This is a genomic window from Chitinophaga sancti (assembly GCF_034424315.1).
GTDB lineage: Bacteria > Bacteroidota > Bacteroidia > Chitinophagales > Chitinophagaceae > Chitinophaga > Chitinophaga sancti.
Map to the genome: position 1 here is coordinate 2,376,706 of NZ_CP139972.1, position 21,458 is coordinate 2,398,163.

General features: G+C 51.6%; 3 protein-coding genes. All 3 read right to left on the minus strand.

The window, feature by feature from the left end; translation table 11 throughout:
* Positions 1-8: 8 nt before the first annotated feature.
* Genes U0033_RS08975 through U0033_RS08985 form a run of 3 tightly spaced genes read right to left on the minus strand, consistent with a single transcriptional unit; the run spans position 9 to position 21,452 of the window.
* Positions 9-11,597: a non-ribosomal peptide synthetase gene (locus tag U0033_RS08975; protein WP_072365585.1), complete on the minus strand. Its 11,589-nt coding sequence runs from the start codon at positions 11,595-11,597 to the stop codon at positions 9-11.
* Positions 11,598-11,625: 28 nt separating this feature from the next.
* The gene (locus U0033_RS08980) at positions 11,626-19,995 is read right to left on the minus strand and encodes a non-ribosomal peptide synthetase (RefSeq protein WP_072365583.1); all 8,370 of its coding nucleotides are present in this window, start codon (positions 19,993-19,995) and stop codon (positions 11,626-11,628) included.
* A 50-nt stretch (positions 19,996-20,045) separates the two neighbouring features.
* Positions 20,046-21,452, minus strand: a complete 1,407-nt coding sequence (locus tag U0033_RS08985; RefSeq protein ID WP_072365581.1) for an aspartate aminotransferase family protein — start codon at positions 21,450-21,452, stop codon at positions 20,046-20,048.
* Positions 21,453-21,458: the final 6 nt, after the last annotated feature.

The following is a 21,458-nucleotide window of genomic DNA, read 5'->3' on the forward strand; positions in this document are numbered from 1 at the left end:
GAAATAGATTATTTAGATAAGGGTTTTCTTTTCCGTTTGCCTACGCCGGTATTGGCGAATGCATCTTTCAGGTGGGCTGCTGTGGTGAGCCTGATACCGGTTACCGCGCCTTCCGGATGCCGCAGCATGTGCTGCACCACGACCTGGAAATGATGGCTGATAACAGCGATATCTGTAGCCTGTAGGAGACTGCTGTTGTAATTAAAGCGAACAACCAGCTCATTGCCGACACCCACAAATAAGGACAGCAGATAATTATTGTGCTCATGCATGCAAATGTTATCCAGCTGCAATCTCCGGTCTTCGTTCTCCGCCTGCTCTCCCAGTGGATAGTTCTCGAAGAACAACACACTATCAAACAGGTCTGCGATGCCGGTGATCTCCTGCAGCGATTCCAGGCTTATATACGGCTGACTGGCTGCCAGACTATGTCCGTCCTGCAAGCCCTGTAGCCATGCTATCAGCGGCACTGCCGGTGAAATGGCTGCGGCCAGCGGAATAATATTGATATATGGGCCCACCCTGCGTTCCACCTGATCTATTTCAGCGGGGCGTGTAGTAAGGATTACTCCATATACGATATTTCTGCTGCGGGTATACTTGTATAATAAGAACGCCCATACGCCCTGAATGAAAGTATTCATGGTGATATGATGCTGCTGGCAGAATTGAGAGATAGCAGCTGTTTGCCGCTCATCCAACAGGAGTTTTTCATCGCGGAAGATACCGGGTGCAAAGTTCCTGTCCGCCCGCGTACCCGCAAATGGCAGCCACAGTGGGGCTTTCAGCGCCTTCAGGTGCTGCTGCCAGAAACCGGCTGCAACATGTTGATCCTGCGATGCTGTAAAACGGATGTAGTCCTCATAATTGTCCGCAGTGCCTTTCATAAGCGGTCGGCCCTGGAGCAGGTCTTCACTGGCTTTCATCCATTCATCTACCAGGGTAGACATGGACCAGCCGTCCAGGATAATATGATGCAGGGTCCACACCATTTTCAGCCTTCCACCGGGTAGGTGGATGTAGGCAATGCGCATCAGCGGCGGTTGAGACAAGTCGAAATCAGTATGTTTATCCTGCTCCAGGAAGGCCTCCACAGCTGCTTCCACCATGTCGGGTTCCAGGTTTTCATAATGCAGCGTAACCGATGGCATGGATACATTTTGATGCACACCCTGTACTGCATGCTCCGTTAGTTCATGATAAATAGCCGTGCGTAATATGCTGTGATTGGCTATTACATGATTCCAGGCCTGTTGCAGCAGGTTTTCGTCTGCACCTGTCACATCACAATTTACCTGTACCAGCCAGGTGCCATTTTGCGGCACACGGATGCTGGCATGAAGCATCTGCTGCTGTACTGGCCCAAGTGAATACACCTGTTGCGGCTGATGTGTACGCAACAGGTGATCCAGTTGCGAAATAGTGATGCTGCCGGTAAGCCCGAAATCCGACGGAGAGGCCACCGGCTGCGGCAATGCCAGCGCGGCATCCAGGAGTTCCTGCAATAGCACAATATTGCGTGCCGCCAGTATTTCAATGTTGGCTACATTATATTGGGCCGGATTGAAGGTCCAGGAGATGTAAAGCTGTCCTTCTGCTACCGACACAGTGATTTCCAGTTTGGCATTAAAAGCATTGTTGCCACCAACGGATTCACCGGTGCTTTCTGCAGCAATACTCAGGTTACCTGCGTTGCTGGTGATATTATCGAGCTGACCGAGATAATTGAATATAATGTCTGTTGCGGGGAGACGTAAGCTCTCTCTGATGGCCATATTTGGGTGCAGGTAGCGTAGTGCTCCATAGCCCATGCCTTTTGCCGGCAAAGCGCGCAGTTGTTCTTTTACATGGCGGACCAGATCGGCGCTGGCAACACCTTGTCCCGTTTCCAGCAACAGCGGATACATATTGGTAAACCAGCCTACTGTTTGCGTGGTGTCCAGCTCCGGTGCGATGGCTTCACGGCCGTGGCCTTCCAGGGTGATCAGCACCCGGCTGTTTCCGCTCCACTCGCTGATAGTACGTGCCAGCGCGGCCAGCAGCCAGTCGTTAATACCGGTATTATACACTTGCTGTGCTTTACCAAGCAGGTTACGTGTGACCGTTACCGGCAATTTTACTGTATGTGTATGCACCTGGCTGCGTGCAGCGGCCGGCGCCTTCCTGTCTGTTGGCAGGGGTGTGTATGCATTAACAATATGTTCCCAGTACGGCAGCTCACTCAATGTGGCAGGCGACACCGCATACCTGCAAAGCGCATCCTGCCATTGGCGGTAGGAAGATGTTTTTGCCGCTGCAGGTAACACCGTACCTGTTAGTGCTGCTTCCAGCATAACCGCCATATCCTCCAGGATAATTCTCCACGACACGCCATCCACCACCAGGTGATGCACGGCAATAAAGAGCCGGTTGTTCGCTTCCGTTAGCGGTGTCTCAATCCGTACACATTGCTGCAGGGGCCCGGCTTCAATATCCAGGCTGGCCTGATAGCGTTCACAGATGGCGGTGATCTCATCTCCATTGGTGGCAGTTTCATTTACCACTACCGGCATGGCTTCTCCGTATTCCTGCATCCAGCTGCCCTTGTGCTGCCGATAACGTGCACGCAGCATGTCGTGGCGTTCCGCCAGCGCCGTCAGCACAGTATTTAGAATAGCTGCATCCAGGGATTTATCTATGTGCAGAAGTATGGATTGATTAAAATGATGCGCCGCTGCAAACTGCTGTTCAAAGAACCAATACTGCACTGGCAGCAGGCCCACTGATCCTGTCAGCTGCCCCTGCTCCGCCATTATTTCACGGGTGGTTGACACTGCTGTGGCCAGCGCCGCGATATGCTGATGACGGAATATATCCCGCGGATGCAGTATGTAACCGGCACGGCGGGCGCGGCTCACCAGTTGGATAGAGATAATTGAATCGCCACCCAGTTCAAAAAAGTTATCGTATATGCTAACCCGGGGCACCTGCAGCAATTCCTCCCAGATGCGCACCAGGGCCTTTTCTGTTTCGTTGCGGGGGCCGGTATACGTGGTCGTATCTGCCGCAGTCTCTTCTACTGCCGGCAAGGCCTGCTTATCAATTTTCCCGCTGGCAGTAACCGGCAGCCTGTCCATTTCAACAAGTGAAGGAATCATATATTCCGGCAGCCTGCCCCGCAGGAAGTCCGTCACAGCCTCCCTGTTAAACTCACCCACCGGCACAACATATGCCACCAGGCTAAGCCTGTTGCGTTTGTTGTTGCGCGCCATTACCACTGCCTGTTTTACAAGTGCGCATTCCTGCAGCACGTTATTGATTTCACCCAGCTCTATGCGATAACCACGGATCTTCACCTGGTCGTCTATCCTGCCCAGGAATTCTACATCGCCCGAAGGCAGCCAGCGGCCAAGATCGCCCGTGCGATAACAGCGGCCACCCTGCACCGGCAGGAAAGTATCTGCGATAAACTTTTCACAGGTCAGTTCCGGACGATTCAGGTAACCACGTGCCACACCCGGCCCTCCTGCACATATTTCTCCTGCTACCCGCGGCGGGCAGATGTTATTGTATTTATCCAGTACATATACGCGAACATTCGCTACGGGCGGCCCAATCACCACTGTGGACTGCAGCAGCGGATTATCTGTAAGCGTGGTAATGATCGTATTTTCTGTAGGACCGTAGGCATTATATACCCTGATACCTTTTTCTTTGAAGTACTTTGCATCTTCAGGCAGCAACGCCTCACCTCCTGAAATAATGGTATGGATCGTACCTGTATTTTCCCGGATAGCATGCTGATAAGACGGCGGCAGCAGCACGATTTCCACCTTATGCCGGTTTACCATGCTGCCAAATCCATCAGCCGCCAGCAAGGTATCCTGCTTAGGCAACACCAGGCATCCACCGCTGAGCAGCGAGGTAAATATCTCATAGCAGGAAGCATCGAAACCGAAGGACGAGAATTGCAGGAATCGTTGTCCGGGCCGCAGGTCCAGTGCAGTAATAAGCCCTTTCACCAGGTTCACCACTCCACGATGCTCAACCAGCACACCTTTAGGGCGGCCGGTACTACCAGAAGTATAAATCACATAGGCCAGGTTGCCAGCCTGGTGATTTACAGGCAATGGCTGGGCTGCAGATAAATCCTGCAGGGTATCCAGTACCACCAGCTGCAGGCTGATATCCAGGTTCATCACCGGATCGCAGCTACTGCTGGTAAGCATGATAGCGGCGCCACTGTCTTCCACCGTGTATTGAATCCTTTCACGGGGATAGGCCGGATCTATAGGTAAATAAGCTGCTCCTGCCTTGAGTATGGCCAGGATACCAGTGATCATGTCAATAGATCGCTCCAGGCACATCGGCACGAGTGTGCCTGCTGCCACACCTAGCTGTTGCAGGTAGTACGCCAGTGCGTCCGAACGCCTGTCCAGTTCTGCATATGTTACCTGCGCGTCGTCGGTAACCAGGGCCGTGAAATCTGGATGTATGGCCACCTGGTGTGCAAACATCTCCAGTATATTATCTGTTTCTGCAATTGCGAAACCGGGAGTGCTATTGTTAAATTGGTGCAACACAAGTTCCAGCTCGTCCGCCTGTAACATAGGCAGTGCGCCGATCTGCGCATCAGGCGTAATGGAAATTGCTTCCAGCAGCTGCAGGAAATGACGTACCAGTTGAGCAATTGTATCTGGTGTAAATAAATCCGTGCAGTATACCACGTTACCCTGTATACCATCCTCCGATTCCTCCAGGGAAAAGCTGACATCTACTTTAGCAGTTGTCTGATCCAGATCCTCGGCTATCAGCTGTAAATCCGCCAGGGTACTGTTATTTGAAGCGGGAGTATTATTCAGGGCAAACATCGCCTGGAATAAAGGGGTGGCAGACAGCTCCCTGGAGCCACCGGCAATATCTACCACTTTTTCAAAGGGCAGTTCCTGGTGTTCATATGCACTGAGCGTCGTAGCCTTCACCTGCTGCAGCAATGTGGTAAATGCAGGGTTGTTGCTAAGGTCAGTACGGAGTGCGAGTGTATTTACAAAGAAACCGATCAGACCTTCTACCTCCTGCCTGGTTCTGCCTGCAATTGGCGCACCCACACAAATATCATCCTGCCCCGTGTAGCGGTGCAGCAATACTTTGAAGGCCGTCAGCAACGTCATAAACAGTGTAGCATCTTCGTGCAGGCTTAGCTGCTTTAATGTTTGTGTTTGTACCGTATCAATATGGAATGTATAGCAGGCACCGCGTGTGCTCTGTACTGCCGGCCTTGGAAAATCCGTCAGCAGGTTGAGTGGTGCCACATCCGCCAGTTGATTTTTCCAGTAGGCCGCCTGTAATGCAAGCCTGTCGCTGGTAAAATACCGGCGCTGCCACAGCGCAAAATCGCGGTACTGCACATTCAGCTGCGGCAATTCAGCCACAGTGCCCGTGTTGTAAGCATTATACAATGCTGACAATTCGCGGATGGTAATACCTACAGACCAGCCATCTGTTGCAATATGATGCATCAGTATCAACAGTGTATGTTCCTCCTGCCCTATCTCCATGAGCCAGGCTTTCAGCATATAATCAGCGGATAACCGGAACGGCTGTGCTACCCGTTCATTTACGGCTGCATGCAGTAGGCGCTGGTCAGCATATTGCGGATTACGGATGATTTGCAACTGCCAGTCTTCCACATTGCGGACCGACTGATATGCCTTACCGTCTTCCTCTGTAATGATGGTTCTTAATACCTCGTGACGCTCCAGCAGTCCGCGTAGGGCAAGTTCCAGCGCGCCAATATTGAGCTTACCATTTATCCGCAGCAATACCGGCATATGATACTGCACGCTGCCCTCCAGCTGATCGATAAACCAGAGGCGTTCCTGTGCAAACGACAGCGGTACTTTTTCTGTACCTGTATAAGCGGTGATGGCGGGTAACGCATTTTGAGCGGCAGTGAGTACCGGCGCCAGTTCCGCAATCGTTTGACTGGTAAATATATCCTTGGGAGACGCCTGCAGCTGCATTTCCTCCCTGATAGCGGAAATAAGCCGGGTTGCCAGCAGTGAGTGCCCTCCCAGCGCAAAGAAATTATCATAAATACCTACCAGTGAAATACCGAGCAAACGTTCCCAGATTGTTGCCAGCTGCGTCTCCGTTTCATTTCGTGGTGCCACATATCCTGCTGCTTCCGGCTGCGGTTCCGGCAGCGCCTTTCTATCTATTTTACCATTGGCATTCAGCGGCATTACATCCAGCGCAATCAGCGACGCAGGCACCATATAAGCCGGCAGTACTTTTGCCAGGAACGACCTGAGATCTTCCTGCTCACCCGTTTCCGTTAACGTATAATATCCTGCCAGCATTTTCTCATTATTGCTCTTGCGATGCACTACCACCACCGCCTCTTTTACACCGGCACAGGTTTGCATTACAGCCGCTACTTCATCGGGCTCCACACGATATCCGCGGATCTTTACCTGATCGTCTAAACGCCCAAGAAACATGATACGGCCATCTTCTCCCCAGGCAACCAGGTCACCGGTTTTATACATTCTTATGCCAGCATGTTCTATAAACTGCCTGGCGGTACGTTCTCCATCATTGATATATCCACGGCTCAAACCACCGCCACCCAGCAGCAACTCTCCAGGAATACCCTTTGGCACTATACGCTGGTGTTTATCCATGATATACACCAGGTCGTTCGTCATCGGATAACCAATAGCAGCTTCCTCCTCTATCCTGTTATCCACGCGGAACAAAGTGGCAAAGGCGGTTATCTCTGTAGGTCCGTAACAATTATATATTATCAGCTCAGGGGAATGCTGGTGCAGCTTACGTATATGCGGCGCAGACATGGCCTCGCCGCCGGTGTAGAGCCGGTGCATACCCCGGAATATGGCCGGGTTAATATCCACCAGCTGATTTAGCCAGGAAGTGGTGAAAAATGCCACACTCACCGCGCGGGTTTGCAACGCTACCGCCAGCTGCCGGGGATCCAGCAATTGTGGCAATGGCAGCAGGTGCACACAACCACCATTCAGCAGCGGGCCCCATATTTCAAAAGTTGCGGCATCGAAAGAGAGGGAGCCGGTTTGTAAAAAAACATCCTGCGCTGAGAAATGCAGCAGTGGCTGTTCCCTCAACCGGCTAACGATATTACGATGCTCAATCATCACACCTTTAGGCGTGCCGGTGGAACCTGAGGTAAACATAATGTACGCCAGTGAATCTCCGTTTACGGCTGCCATGGGTGCTGCCGGTGTTATATGCTCCCATTCTGTATCGGGCGTATAAATTACAGGTACCTGCTGATGCAGCTGCTCCCGGATATTTGCATCATCCGTAATTACCGCAGCTGCCTGTGTGAGTTCCAGCAGTTGCAGCAACCTGTCTACCGGCAGATGCACTTCCACAGGCAAATAGGCGCCTCCCGCCTTCAGCGTGGCCAGCATAGCCACCACAAATTCAGCGCTGCGGCTCATGGCCACCATCACCACCTGTTGTGGCTGCAGTGAACTATGCTGCTGCAGCAAGGTAGCCAGCCTTCCGGCCTTTGTATTCAGATCCTCGTAGTTATAACTTGTATGCGCATCCACTACTGCCGTAGCCAGCGGAGCTTCCGCCACCTGCTTTTCAAATTCACCGTGAACAGTAAGCGCAGGATGCGTTGGGCTGTAAGTGCCGGCAAAACTGGCTATCTCCTGTAATTCTCCGGCAGACAAATACTCCACCTCTTCAATCAACAGACCAGGATTTGCAGAAACAGCTTCAATTAAATTACCAAGGTGCTCCAGCATCCGCTGCATACGCACCTCCGCGAAAAGATCACTATAGTATTCAATGCCCATCGTCAATCCATCGGCGCCTTCTTCAAAATCTATAGTGAGGTCAAACTTGCTCACCGGTTTCTGGTTGCTGAAAGGAATCGCACGCAGTCCACTCTGATCCAGTAACCCATCGCGGGCAACCGTGTTATTCTGCATTACCACCATCACGTTGAACAATGGCGGGCGGCTCATATCTCGCTCCAGTTGCAGGTCGTCGATCAGCTGATCAAAGGGGTACGACTGATGTTCATAACCCTCGAGCAGGGCATCCTTCACGGTGCCTCGTACAAATTGATCAAAAGATTCGCCTTCCCGGATAGCAGTACGGATGGCGAGTGTGTTTACATAAAACCCAATCTGGTCTGCGAGGCTTGCATGTTCGCGCCCTGCTACCGGTGTACCTACGATCAGGTCGGCCAGACCGGTGTAGCGGTACAGCAGGGATTTTACAGCGCCCATCAGTACCATGTACAGGCTCAGGTTATTGGCTGCAGCATATTGCTGCAGTTTATTTTGTACAGATGCGGGTAATTGTTTGGAGAGATATTCGCCCTTGAAGGTCATGATCTTCGGCCGGTTGAAATCCGCCGGCAACTCGAGTACCGGTCTATCATTTCCCAGGCGGCCCAACCAGTATGCACGATGTGCATCAGCTGCATCGCTTGCCAGCAGCGCGTTCTGCCAGGCTGTAAAATCCTTGTACTGAATATGTAACGGCGCTAATGCGACCTGTAAATTATTCGTATAAGCGTGATAAAGCTTCAATATGTCTGAGAAAAATACGCCGGTGGACCATCCATCAGAAATAATATGATGCAGGGTAAACAGGAACATGAAACGCTGATCTTCCAATTGCAGCAGCACAGCCCTTACCAGCGGGCCTTCGGCAAGATCAAATATCGTTGCTGCTTCCGCGCCGGCTATTTCCGCAGCAACGAAATCTTTGCCGGCAGTATTTCTCAAATCTTTAAACTCCAGGTGAAATCCTGATTCAGCGGGCGTTTGCACCCGTTGCCGGGGGAGTCCATCTTTTACAACAAACACGGTACGGAGAATTTCATGCCGTGCAACCAGTGTTGTCAGTGCTTTTTCAAAAGCAGCAACATCTATATTACCCTCCAGGTAGGTTCCATGTGGAATGTTATAGGCTGTGGGCTCAGCGTCCATACCGGCTATCAGCCACATGCGTTTTTGCGCGTGAGACACTTCGTAATCAGCTTGCTGCGGCACCGGTGTAATATCCGTAAAAGTATCTCCTGTAGCAGATTCCAGCAGCTTCGCCTGTTCTTCAATGGTTGGATGCAGGAACACTTCTTTCAGCGGAAGGGATACACGCAGTTGCTTATGGATCATGGCAATCAGCTGGGTAGCCTTGAGTGAGTGGCCGCCAATTTCAAAGAAGTTATCGGTTACGCCTATGCCTGAAATATCCAGCAACTGTTCCCATATTTCTTTCAGCTGCGTTTCCGCAGTGGTACGCGGTTCTACAGCACTTCCCCTGAACTGCGGCCTGTAATCGCCGGCATCCGGCAACGCGCGCTTATCTATTTTTCCATTGGGCGTAAGCGGCAGGCGCTGTAATGGAATATAGTAAACCGGAATCATGTAGTCAGGCAGTCGGCCTTTCATGAACTCCTGTATGTCAGTAATATCGGGCGTTTCCGCTTCTGTTACAAAGTAAGCTGCCAGCTGATCCTGGCCATCCTTACTATACACCAGCACTATGGCATCCCGGACCTGGTAATGATCTTTCAACGTTTCTGCCACTTCATCCAGCTCAACGCGGAAACCGCGGATCTTCACCTGGTTGTCTATCCGGCCAAAGAATTCCAGCTTCCCTGAAGGAAGCCAGCGGCCATGATCTCCTGTGCGATATAGTTTCTCGCCCGGGCGGAACGGGTTATCAATGAATTTCCTGGCGGTCAGTTCTTCCCGCCGGTGATATCCTTTGCCCACGCCTACCCCGCCGATGGCTATTTCTCCAGGCACGCCTACAGGCAATAATTCATTGCGACTGTTGAGCACATACACCTGCTGGTTATCGAAAGGCTGTCCCAGCACTGGTTGACGGGTAAAGTCGCCGATGGTGTCATTTGTGATCCACCAGGCAACGGAACCGATAGTAGCCTCCGTAGCACCGTAGTGGTTACCTAACTCCACATGAGGATTGCGCTCAAAATATTTACGCAGGTTCTTCACATTGATAGTTTCACCGCCCTGTTTCAGCATGCGTACAGAAAGGCAGACTTCAGGGTCTTCATCAAACGTAGCACTGTTTACCAGCACACCGAAAGTGGAGGGCACCATTTTCAGGAAGGTGATCTGCTCCTGTTTTATATATCGTAATGTTTTGTCGGGATCAAAAAAAGAATCATTGGGTACGTGCAATGTGGCGCCGGAAGTAAGCGTAGCCCAGATGTAGCTGTAACAGCCATCAAAGCTGTAGGAGTTGATAAGCATGGTACTGTCCGCCGGTGTTATGGCAAAGCGTCTCCTGAACCAGCTTACATGGTTGGCCAGCCCCAGGTGATGCACCATAGCTCCCTTTGGCTTTCCTGTAGTTCCGGAAGTATATATCATGTATACCAGTTCGTGTGGATCACGGGCCAGGATAGGGTTATCCGCCGGGATGGCCGGAATATCCTCCATGGCCAGGTAGCCCATTGCCTCGGCATCCGGTGTTTGCTCTACCAGGGATTTTTCCGTCAGCACAATTCTGCTGCCGCTGTCTTCCATGAAAAAACGCACCCGGTCCTGCGGGGAACTCAGGTCAATAGGAATATACACGCCACCGGCTTTGAGAATAGCAATTATCCCAATGATAATTTTCTCTGAACGGTTTACCATCAGGGAAACTTTGTCCTGATGTTGCAGGCCACGTTCATGTTTCAGAAACCAGGCCACTTCATTGGCCCTGTCGTTCAACTGCCTGTAGGTAAGCACCACATCGCCGCTCTTCACTGCAACAGCATCGGGCGTTTGCAGCGCCTGTTGCTCAAACTGTTCAATCACGGGCTGCTCCTGGAAGGAGGTAACAGTATCATTGAACCAACCAAACAAGCGTGCTTTATCTTCTTCCGTAATAAAATTGATATCAGCGATGGTGAGGTTGAGGTCTGTGGTTATAATTTCCAGTGTCCGCTGTAAATGATGCGCCAGCAGCTGCACATAATCTGTGTTGTAAATCGCCGCGTTGTAATCGATCTGTAGCCATAGCCTGCTCTCTTCCCTGAACAGTCTGAAGAATAATGGCGCATTGAACAGATGTTCGTGAATGGCCGTCAATGGCTCGTAGGAGAAGGCAACGGCAAAGGCCTGTTCATTCAGTTCCGGCTGCTCATCCAGCAGTTCGGCAAATGCGGCATAGTTATAATGCTGCCGGTTAATATTCCGCTCCAACTCATCGTGCACTTGTTTCAGCAGTTCTTTCACTGTCATCTCCTCCTCATAAGGCACAGCAAAAAACAATGGCAAAGGCTGGCTCGCAGGCACTACTGCATCCAGCTGCACGGAGCCTGTAGTCAGCAGCAGATCGGGGCGCTGGCTGTACTTTCCCAACAGGATATATAGCGCAGCCATCGATAGTTTGTAGATATTAATATCTTTTTCACGAGAGGTACGTATTACCGCTTTTGCTACCTCAGCTGGCAGTTCATGGTGGTACTGTCGTCTTTCAGGCACAGTTCCTTCCAACGGCAGTATGCTATAAAAAGCAGCACCTCCGGCTTGTTTTATTTTGTCGGTCCAATAGCTGGTAACCGTAAATTCCTGTAATGAAAACTCATTCATAGCTCGAGATTAAAATTGGGTTAAGGGATCAGCTAAAATCGTCTTCCAGTGTAATGGCCTCCTGCAGTGGCGTGGCGGCTGATGTTGCATTCAGTGTTGCATGTGGATCCATCAGCGCCTGGTGTACTACGGCCATAAACAGTTGCTGCAGGTATTGAGCGGTGGAGGCCATGAATAACGAATTGTTATACACGAGTTCCACCTGGATGCCATGCTCCTGATCTGTGGTGAAGAAAATTGTCAGGTCGTATTTGTTGGAGCCTTCACCCGGTGTTGTAGTCAGTTCCGTGAAATTGGTTGCAGCTGGCGCGTCAACAGAAAAGCCGTCGTTAAACGATAACATTACATCAAAGAGTGGGTTTCTTCCGAGATCTCTTTTTTGTTTCAGTTTATCTACCAGCAGGTCAAACGGATAATGCTGATGCTCGTATGCTTCCAGCGTGGTGCCCTTCACTTTGTCCAGTGCGGTAAAGAAGCTGTCCTGCTCCTGCAGCTGGGTGCGCAGTACCATCACGTTCACATAGAATCCCATCTGCTGCTGCAGATCTGGATGATCTCTGCCTGCGGAGGTAGTACCTACGGCAATGTCGTTTGTCTTCATATATTGCCGCAGCCACAGTACCACCAGGGCCTGGCAGATCATGAACATGCTCACCTCCCGTTCCCGGGTCCAGTTGCGGAAAGTAGCGAGGGTGGCATTATCCAGGTCAAAGTGCAGGGCATTGCTACTATATGCGCGGGTACGGGCACGGGGGAAATCCAGCGGTAAATCCGGCCTGTTTTCCTGCTGCAGTTTATTCAACCAGTAAGGTTCATCTGTAACAGACGATTGCTGTAGCCTGCGCTGATGCCAGGCGGCATAGTCTTTATACTGTATGCGCAGCGGCGGCAACACGGGTGTTTCTCCGTTTACCAGCTGCGTATAGAGGGTAAGTATCTCAGTATAGAATAATTGAACGGACCAGCCATCGCCAACGATATGGTGCATGTTTACCACCAGCACATGTTCTTCCCCGGAGGTCACCACCCGCATGCGGATCAGCGGCCACTGGTTCAACTGAAACACATGTTGTTCTTCCTGTTTCAGCAGGGCTGCTCCGTGGGTCCTCACGTCGCCGGTTACGGTGGTAACCACCAGTGAAACGGGGCACTGTTCGTTATCGAGGATGCGCTGGTATGGCAGGCCTTCCTGATCTTCAAAAACGGTGCGCAGTATTTCATGCCTTGCCACCATAAGCTGCAATGCCTGTTCCAATGCTGGGATTTGCAATGCGCCCGTGATTACAAATGCACCGGTGATATTGAATGCATGTTTTTCGGTTTCCAGTTTATCAAGTATCCATAAACGTTGTTGTGCACGGGAGGATTCATATAGTTCTGCGGCAGGCACCAAAGGAATTTCATTGGCAGCAGATGGCGCTGTTGCTGTGATCACTGCTGCCAGTGTACCTATCTCCGGGTTCCGAAAAAAGGCCGCCAGGTTAATTTTCACGCCCAACCTGGTTTCCACCAGGGAAATGATTCGATATGCGAGCAGTGAACTCCCGCCCACTTCAAAGAAATTATCCTGCATACCGAAGCCTGTTCTGCCCAGCACCTCTTCCCAGAGGGCCAGTACTGCAGCTTCCGTTTCCGTTGCAGGAGCTTCGCTATTGTTTGCCTGCTGTTGCAGCAGCCAGTCAATATCTGGTAATGCCTGCCTGTCCAGCTTTCCATTCCTGTTCAGCGGCAGCTGCTCCATGTGAATGAAAAGAGACGGTACCATGTAGTCAGGCAACTGTACTTTCAGGGCATTCTTCAGCACAGCTGGCAGTAAAGCCTGCGTCGCCGTATAAAAGCAGATCAGCATTTTCTGCCCCTGTGCATTTTTTTCCGCTGAAACATAAGCATCGCGGATGCCTGGAATATCTTTGACAGCATGAGCAATTTCGCCAGGTTCTACCCGGTAACCACGGATTTTCACCTGGTCGTCTACACGGCCCAGGAACGCTACCGTACCATCTTCCAGCCATTTGCCAATATCCCCGGAACGATATACCTTTTCGCCCACCATAAAAGGATGCGCAATGAACTGATGAGCCGTGCGCTGCGGATCACCGATATAGCCCGTACTCAACCCCTCGCCTCCCAATAATATTTCACCTGGAATACCTACCGGCACGGGCTGGTTCTGCCTGTCCACGATATACACTGTGCTGTGGGTGATAGGGCGCCCCAGCGGCACGGCAGTTTCCGGGAAATGCGGCACCGGGCCACAGATAGAGAAGGTGGTGTTTTCTGTAGGTCCGTAACCATTAATGATAATAGTATCAGGGCAGGCCTGCTGTACCTTTCGTATATGCGATGGAGACAGTGCCTCTCCACCGGTCAGCAGCCTGCTCAACGAACGAAACAGCGTTGGGTCCTGGTCAGCCAGCTGGTTAAACCAGGAGGCGGTAAACCACATGGTGTTGATTTCCTTTTCTCTGATAGCAGCGGACAACTGTTGGGTGTCCAGCAGATGCATCAGGTCCAGCAAATGCACCTGGCCTCCATTCAGCAAAGCACCCCAGATTTCGAAGGTGGCCGCGTCAAATGATAAGGAGCCCGTTTGCAGTATGCGATCGGCTGCAGTTAGCGTTATATAGTTTGTATTCCTGACTAAGCGTACAATGCTTTTGTGTGTTACCATCACACCTTTAGGTGTGCCTGTAGAACCGGAGGTGAACATCACATACGCCATTGAGTTGCCGGTGATGCCGGTATCATGGAGGTTATCCTGCGGAAACAGCTCCAGGGTGGCGGCATCCGGAGCAATTACAGGGATACCTGCATCTAATCCATCAGTTATTGCAGCATCATCTGTAATCACCAGCGCCGCATTCGTTTGCTCCAGCAAGGTGCGTATACGATCCTTTGGTGTATTGTGTTCCAGCGGCAAGTAAGCCGCGCCGGTTTTCAGCACCGCCAGCATAGCTGTAACAAAATCAGCTGACCTGGACATCACTATGGCTACGATATCGTTTTCGCCGGTATAGTAATGAAGGCGGAGATAATGTGCCAGCCTGTTGGCGCGGACATTCAGTTCCCGGTAAGTGTATACAGCGGCTTCATCTCCTACCGCCGGCGAATCCGGATACTGCAGCACTATTTCTTCAAACAGGCGGACCACGTTGATCTGTTTCGGCAACTTATCCGCCCTGCCGGCAAATACTTCCAGCAGCAGTTGTTTCTCTTCAGCTGCTATATAATCCAGCCGGATGAGAGGTGTTCGCAAATCCTTCACCACGGCCTGCAGCAGATTACTGAAATGTTGTGCCATACGGTTCATGCGCGCCTCGCTGAAAATACCGCTGTTATATTCAAAGGTCATTTCCAATGCAGAGTCGGACTCCCACATTTCAATTGTCAAATCAAATTTATTTCCCTGTGAGCCCAGTGGATAATCAGCCACTTCAAAGCTGAGTGTATCCTTTGGCATCAAACCATCGCTTTCCATGTTCTGTAATACGAACATGATGTCGAACAGTGGTGAGCGGCCAGTTTCGCGGGGAATGGCCAATTCTTCCACCAGCTGATCGAAGGGGAACTGCTGGTGCTCGTAAGCACCGAGGGTGGATATTTTCACGGCCTCCAGCAAATCAGCGAACGGCTGGTCTCCGGCAAACCGGGTGCGGAGGGCTAATGTGTTTACATAAAAACCAACCTGGTTATCCAGATCTGTATGACTGCGGCCCGCCGCCGGCGATCCAATCACCAGATCTTCCTGGCCGGTATAACGATGCAGCAAGGCTTTGAATCCGGCCAGCAGCAACATGAACAGGCTTACGCCCTGTTGATGGGCGGTGGCTTTCAACGATGCAAGCAGTGGAGCATCCACGCGGGTACGCACCAGTTTTCCGGTTTGTTCCAACGCAGCAGGACGGGGATAATCCGCCGGCAGTTCCAACACGGGTGCCGGTTCTCTGAATTGTTCCAGCCAATAATCCCTGTGTGCAGCGTAGCCGGGCTGCTGTACCTGCGACAGGTCCCACACGGCATAGTCCTTATATTGTATGCCCAGTGCAGGCGGCATGGCGTTGCCATGATCCAGCAGCCCATGATATAACTGCAGCAGATCATTCATGATAACGGCGGTAGACCATGCATCCGTGATGATATGGTGCAGCACAATGAAGAATGCATATTCCTGTTCGCCCGTTTGCCAGAGATGTGCCCGATATAAAGGGCCATCTGTCAGATCGAATACAGTAGCCGATTCTGCTGCTATCAGGGTATCCAGGTATGTATAGACATTTTCTTTTCCACGCAGGTCGCTCACCTGAAGGGCGAATCCTTGTCCATGCCGCAGCACCCGCTGCCTTGGCTCACCGTCTTCAGTTACAAATATCGTACGTAGTATCTCGTGTCTCGTTACCAGCAGGTTAAAGGCAGCGGAAAGTGCCGCCACATCCACGTTACCGCGGAATGTAAAGGCCAGCGGCATGTTGTAGTTGGATCGTGCCTCGTCCAGCTGGTAGATGAGCCATAGTCTTTTTTGGGCATGCGACAATGGATAGGTATCCATTTCCGGCGCCTGTGGTATAGTGGTATACGTGGCTTCGTTCGGGTTGATGTGCCGGGCCAGTTCGCGGATAGTGGCATATTGGAAAACAGCCACCACCTTCAGCGCAGCGCTAAAATGTTTATTGATAGCAGCTGCCACGCGGATAGCGGAAAGTGAGTGCCCGCCCAGTTCAAAGAAATTATCGTGCACGCCAACACGTTCAACGCCCAGCAGCTGTTGCCAGAGCCTCACCAGCACTTCTTCTGTTTCGTTTGCCGGTGGCTCGTAAGTGGCCACCGGACCTGCATCTGGTGCCGGTAATGCGTTACGGTCAGTTTTCCCGTTTGAGGTAAGCGTGAAAAATGGCAGCGGAATAATGATGGCAGGTACCATGTACTCCGGCAGGCGGCTCTCCAGGTAAGAGAGTAATGCCTGGCGGGTAAAATTGTCTTCCGTGGTAATGTACGCCACCAGGCGTTTTTCGCCACTCCGGTCGGTATCTGCTATCACCACGGCCTGCTTCACGAAACCGCTCTGCTGGATTGCATTTTCAATTTCTCCCAGCTCAATACGGAAGCCGCGGATCTTCACCTGGTTGTCAATACGGCCCAGGTATTCAATATTTCCATCCGGCAGCCAGCGGGCCTGGTCCCCTGTTTTGTAGAGCCGGCCCTGTTTTCCGCCATTGAACGGGTTAGGAATAAAACGTTCATTGGTGAGCTGGTTGCGGTGCAGATAACCGCGCGCCAGCCCTGCACCGGATACATACAATTCCCCAGGAACGCCGGTGGGCGAGAGGTTCATGTTTGCATCCAGGATATATAGTCCGAGTGTAGGAATAGGTTCTCCGATCACGCTCCTGCTGCTGTTCATTTCTGCTTCACCAATTTCCTGGTAGGTAACGTGCACGGTTGTTTCCGTGATGCCGTACATATTGATGATGCGGCAGGCCGGGAGCATACTTGCCCAGGGCTTTACTGCAGCAGGATTCAGGGCCTCGCCGCCAAATATCACGTAACGTATGTTCAGGTTGGCAGGTGTGCTACCCAGCGATTCCTGCAGCACATAAAATGCCGAGGGGGTCTGGTTCAGCACCGTCACGCCTTCGCCAGCCAGCAGTGCAGCAAAGGCTAAGGCATCGCGGGTCGTTTCCTTTGGTACTATCACCACGCGGCCACCATAGAACAGGGCACCGTACATTTCCCAAACGGAAAAGTCGAAACAGAAAGAATGGAACATCGTCCATACATCACTGCTGTTGAAATCATACAGGGGTGCATCGGTTTCGAATAAACGTACCACGTTGCGATGCTCTATCAGCACGCCTTTCGGCTTTCCGGTGGAACCGGAGGTATAGATAACATAGGCCAGGTGATGAGGAGCCACGACCGGTGTGGGATTGCCCGCATTTTCCTGGCTGATCTTCTCCCAGTCATCGTCCAGTAATATCAGTTCTGCATTGGAGTTGTCCGCCAGCACATGAGCAGTATTGGATGCTGCCAGCACCAGGGGGGCTGCGGTATCTTCCAGCATGAAAGCGATGCGCTCCTTCGGGTAGGCCGGATCTACGGGCACATAGGCACCGCCGGCTTTTAGAATGCCCAGCAATGCTACTATCATTTCAGTGCCCCGTTCCAGGCATACAGGCACTAACGAATCAGGCTGCACGCCTCTCAGGCGCAGGTAATGTGCCAGCCGGTTGGCACGCTCATTCAGCACACGATAACTCAGTTGTTGTGTACCGAATGTTACGGCAATATTTTCAGGGGTCTTAACAACCTGTTCTTCAATCAGGTCGTTGATAGTTTTATGATAAGGGTAACCGGCCGTCCTTTCGGCAGAGGCTTTCAGCAGTGCTGCCGATTCTTCTTCCGTCAGTAAGGGTACCAATGCTGTTTTAACTGCGGGATTGGCAATGATGCCGCGGAGTAGCTGATGATAATGCCGGAGCATACGCTGAATAGTTGCCCCGGTATACTGGCTGCTGGCGTAGCGGACCATGATCTGCACTTCTTCCGCTGTTTCCAATATGCTTACCTGTAACTCGGCTTCGGCTGTTACAGCAGTATCAGCAGTTGTAAAAGCTGTGGCGAAAAGTTCCCCTGTGGGAATACCAGTTGCTGTTGCGATGGCGGGCAGGGATACATCCTGGTGTTCGGCTGCAGCGCGGCTGTTACGCTTCACCTCCAGCAACAACTGGCTGAACAGCGGTGCTGCTTCCATATCTATGCGCAGTGGCAGCAGCCCATTTCCCCGGGTTACCGGTATACCGGTGCTGATCGATTTCTGACCGGTGTAGCGATACATCAGTACATTCCAGGCCGCCAGCAGGGTATTGAATACGTTGGTATTTTCGTCGACGGAAAGAATAGCGAGGGCATTGTATTCCGGCTGACCGATGTGGAGCGATTCAGTAGCCCGGTCAACCGAAGCCGCAGCGGTGCGGGGGAAGTCCGCAGGTATCTGCAGCGGTTCCGCACCCGACAACTGTTTTTTCCAGTAGGCCAGCTGAAACGCCGGTTGAGAGCGAACTTCCACGGGTACTTCAATCCGGATATTACCTACCTGAATATCCTCATCGCGAATCACCTGCATCACAATCTGCTCCAATTCCTGCAGCATAGCGCGGATATATTCAGCAGTATAACTGGCAGGATTATACGACATGATCACCTCAAACTGCCCTCCTACCATCACGTTGATATGAAAATCGTAGTTGGTTTCTTCAAACATTTTCACTTCCTGCACATCGAAAATATCGCCGTTGCTGCCGGATTGTTTAATACTTTCCTCCAGCGGGTAGTTTTCTACGGCCACGATGTGCTGGAGCAGATCGCGCTTTAGCGCGCTGCCAGACTGTATTTCCGCCAGCGGGGCGTAATGATAAGGCAGCCCTTCCAGGCTTTCATTGTGAACAGTGTGCAGCAGATCGCTGAAGCGGGTCTCCGGCTGAAAGCGGATGCGCAGGGGTATGGTATTAATGAACAGCCCCAGTATTTCATTTACACCGGGAATATCAGAAGGCCGGCCGGACACTACATTCCCATACACCACATCGTTGGTATTGTTGAACTTCGCCAGCAGCAGGCCCCAGATGGCCTGGAACAGGATATTCATGGTTACCTTTTCCCGGCGGGCAATTCCTTCCAGCTGAGTGGTAATAGCATCGGGTAAACGTAGTTTTTCTGTCAGTGTTTGGCGGGGGGCCTTGTCGGATGCCGGGAATAATACAGGAGGTACGGAGGCTACCGAGGTGTAGCCGTTGAGATAATTCCGCCAGTAGCTGGCGGCCTCCTGTTTATCCTGTTTCTCCAGCCATTGGATATAAAGGGAGAAGGGTACGGGAGATGCGAGTCTGACTGGCTGACCAGCTACCAGCGCGTGGTAGATGGTCACCAGTTCCTGAAGTAACACGGGAATACACCATCCGTCCAACAGGATGTGATGGTGGCTCCATACGAACTCATAGCCGTTGTTGGCCAGTTTTATTACGGAGAGGCGCATGAGCGGGTCTTTCACAAGGTCGAACCCGCGCGCAATGTCCTGCTGTCTGAATTCCGCTGTAAAGGCTGCTGCTTCGCCTTCGCTGAGGTGGGATATATCTGTTAACCCGAAACCAATCCTGCGGTTTTTAAGCACCACCTGGATAGGCCGTTCGTTCTTCTCATATACAAAAGCGGTTCTGAGGATGTCGTGACGCAGGGAAAGCATATCAAGGCTTTCCTTCAGCACGGGCACATCCAGCACGCCGGAAGTGCGGTAGCATACCTGGTTGAAATAGGCGTTGGTACCACCATACATGGCATGGAACAACATGCCTTCCTGCATGGCTGTGAGGGGGTAAATCTTTTGTATATTATGCTTATCGTTCATTGAATAGATTTTATAGGGGCAATAAAATTGGGGAGCAGCAGCCCGGAAGCTTATACAGTTGCCATTCTGACCGTTTCTTTTACAGCCGATTCACTTTCTGCCAGCGCCACTTCCATAATGGCCAGGGCATTGTCGATGATGGCATCTGTAATAATCAATGGCGGCACCAGGCGCACCACATTATTGTAATGTCCACCTACTTCGAAGATGAGTCCGCGCTGCATGCACTCATTCCTGAAGCGTTTCACCAGCGCCGGGAATGGCTCCTTTGTCTTTTTATCTTTCACCAGTTCCACCCCGATCATCAGGCCTCTGCCGCGTACATCGCCAATGTAAGCGCTGTTTTCCTGCAAAGCTTTCAGCCCGTTAATCAGTCTTTCACCAGCTTTTTTCGTATGCTCGTTGAGATTATACCTGTCCACAAAGTCGAACGCACCATTTGTACCAGCCAGGCTGGCCTGGTTGCCGCGGAAAGTACCGATGTGTGCAGCAGGGCCCCAGGCCTCTACATCCTTGCGATAGATGAGCGCTGACAGCGGCAGGCCTACCCCGCCAATACCTTTGGAGATAGTGATGATATCAGGTACAGCGCCGGTGTGCATCCAGGCCAGGAATTCGCCGGAACGGAAAAACCCGCTCTGGATTTCATCAAAGATCACCAGCACATCATGTGCATGCGCCAGTTTCACCAGTGCTTCCAGGTAACCTTCGCGCGGTACAATGTTTCCGCCTTCACCCTGTATGGGCTCTATCACAATGGCCGCCGGCTTTGGAATACCAGAGTGGCTATTTTCCAGGATATTGCGCAGGTAATCCACACAGGCCATTTTGCAATTCGCTTCATCCAGCTTGAATGGGCAGCGGTAGCAATAGCTGTATGGAACGAAGTGTACGTTCGGCGTGAGGGAGGTCAGGCGGTTGCGGAAAGCGGTGTCTGAAGTGAGCGACAACGCTGCGGACGTCATACCGTGATAACCGCCGGTAAAAGCGATGATGGTATCGCGGCCGGTTTTAATTTTGGCCAGTTTCAGTGCGGCTTCTATAGCATCAGAGCCAGTGGGGCCGCCGAAACTCACCTTGTACTGATCTCTCAGTTCCTCAGGCAGATGCGCCAGTATTTTCTGAATAGCGGATAATTTATTTTCAGTAGGGAAGTCCAGCGCATGAATGAGCTTCTCCTGTTGTGCAGTAACATAAGACAGTACTTCCTCATTTGTATGTCCCAGGTTCACCACGCCGGCACCGGCGAAAAAGTCGAGGAACTGATTACCGTCCACATCCTCTACCACCGCGCCTTTTGCGCGTTCAATTGCAATGGGTATACTTCTGGGATAAGACACTACGCTACCTTCAATTTCCTGCTGAAGGGCCAGTAACTCCTGTGAACGCGGGCCGGGAATCTGTGCACTGATGATCCTTGGTTTCTCGGATAAATGAAATCTGGAATAATCGGACATAGTAAA

Coding starts and splice junctions, on each gene's coding strand:
- U0033_RS08975 (WP_072365585.1), bottom strand. CDS start 11,597: ATGAATGAGTTTTCATTACAGGAATTTACGGTTACCAGCTATTGGACC.
- U0033_RS08980 (WP_072365583.1), bottom strand. CDS start 19,995: ATGAACGATAAGCATAATATACAAAAGATTTACCCCCTCACAGCCATG.
- U0033_RS08985 (WP_072365581.1), bottom strand. CDS start 21,452: ATGTCCGATTATTCCAGATTTCATTTATCCGAGAAACCAAGGATCATC.